Here is a 1,759-nt window from a genome sequence, read left to right on the forward strand (position 1 = left end):
AAAAGGCGAGTACACATAAAGAACTATCTCAGTTTTTAATTGAAAGGTTGTGTATAAAATACTCTACACAGCCTTTCTTCTTACATAATACTGCTTGAAATCAGCCGTTGCGGTTGCTGTCACGACGTTGAAGCGGAAGTGAATATCCACCTGCTGGGTGCGATTTGCCCTGCCGCCTTCGGGAGCGTGAACAACGATCCTGTCGATCAGTTCGTGCATGATCTCAGGGGTAAGCTCAGTGAACTCCTCATACTTCTTGACGATACCCACAAAGTTCATCACATCGTTTTTCTTCTGCTCCTTGCGGCTGATCGTTTCGGAGAGCTTTGCAGCATCGGCTTTCAGCTTGCTCTGCTCCGCTTCATATCTTGCCGACATCGTAGCGAAACGCTCATCGGAGATCTTACCCGATACATTATCCTCATACAAACGCTCAAACAGGTCATCAAGCTCATTGATACGCTTTTCAGCGATCCTCAGTGCTTTTCTGGCGGTCTGCATCTCACTGTCCTGTGTCGCTGCGGAGTTTTCCATTGCCCTGCGGACAAATTCGTCCTCATTGTCCCTTACAAACTGTGAGAGCTTGTTCAGCTCACCGAGGATAATTTCGGTCAGTACGCAAGTTCTGATGTAATGGGCGGTGCATTCGTCCGAATCGTGTGCGTAGGTGGAACACATCATATGTTCCTGATTAGGCGATAAGGTCTGCGCCCTGCCGACATAAAGCGTGTTACCGCAGTCCGCACAGTAGACCATTCCTGCAAACGGACTTACCGTACCGCTTTTCTGCCTTCTTTTCTTGTGGCTGCGTATCTCCTGCACAAGGTCAAAATCGTGCTGAGAAATGATAGGCTCATGGGTGTTTTCGATGATAAGCCAGTTCTCTTTCGGATTTTCATACAGCTTCTTGTTTTTGTAGGACTTGCGGTAGGTCTTGAAGTTGACCGTGTGACCGAGGTAATCCATACGCTCAAGAATATGAATGACCGTTGCCATACCCCAGCGTTTTGTTTTTACATTCTGCTTGCATACACTCATACCTTTAGAACGGTAATATGCTGTCGGGGTAGGCACACCGTCCGCTGTCAGAATATTTGCGATCACTGTCGGACCGTTCCCCTCAATACAGAGCTGAAATATTCTCCTTACCACAGCGGCAGCTTCTTCGTCAATGACCCATTGATTTTTATCGGTGTCGGACTTCTTGTAGCCGTAGGGCGGGTGCGTTGCAAGCGGCTTGCCTGCCTGAGCCTTTGCCTTCTGGACGGCACGAATTTTCTTACTTGTATCACGAGCGTACCAGTCGTTAAAAATATTTTTGAAAGCCATCAGCTCATTTTCGGATTTTAAGGTATCCACACCGTCATTGATCGCAATGTAGCGGACATCATAATCGGGGAATACCATTTCGATCAGCTCGCCTGTTTTCAGGTAGTCACGACCGAGTCTTGAAAGGTCTTTCGTTATCACGATACCGACCTTGCCGTCCTCAATGTCAGCCATCATTGCTTTGAAGCCATCACGCTCAAATGTAGTTCCCGAAATGCCGTCATCCACATAGAACTTGGTGTTGCGGAAACCGTTGTCAGCGGCGAACTTTGAAAGGATCGCCTTCTGGTTTGTAATACTATTGCTCTCCCCGTGAAGCATATCTTCCTGCGAGAGACGGCAATAGAGTGCTGTAATTTTGTCTGTCATTATTTCCTCACTTTCCGACAAAAAACAGCAGGCTATGATATACTCAGAAAGTCGGGAATAT

The 1,759-nt window shown here is 47.2% G+C and carries 1 protein-coding gene; it reads right to left on the minus strand.

All coding sequences use genetic code 11. The features are described from left to right. Positions 1–63: 63 nt before the first annotated feature. On the minus strand, positions 64–1,698 hold the full coding sequence (locus tag CUS_RS03350) for a recombinase family protein (RefSeq protein ID WP_037276367.1): 1,635 nt from the start codon (positions 1,696–1,698) through the stop codon (positions 64–66). Between the last annotated feature and the right edge of the window lie 61 nt (positions 1,699–1,759).

The organism is Hominimerdicola alba 8, assembly GCF_000178155.2.
Lineage (GTDB): Bacteria > Bacillota > Clostridia > Oscillospirales > Ruminococcaceae > Hominimerdicola > Hominimerdicola alba_C.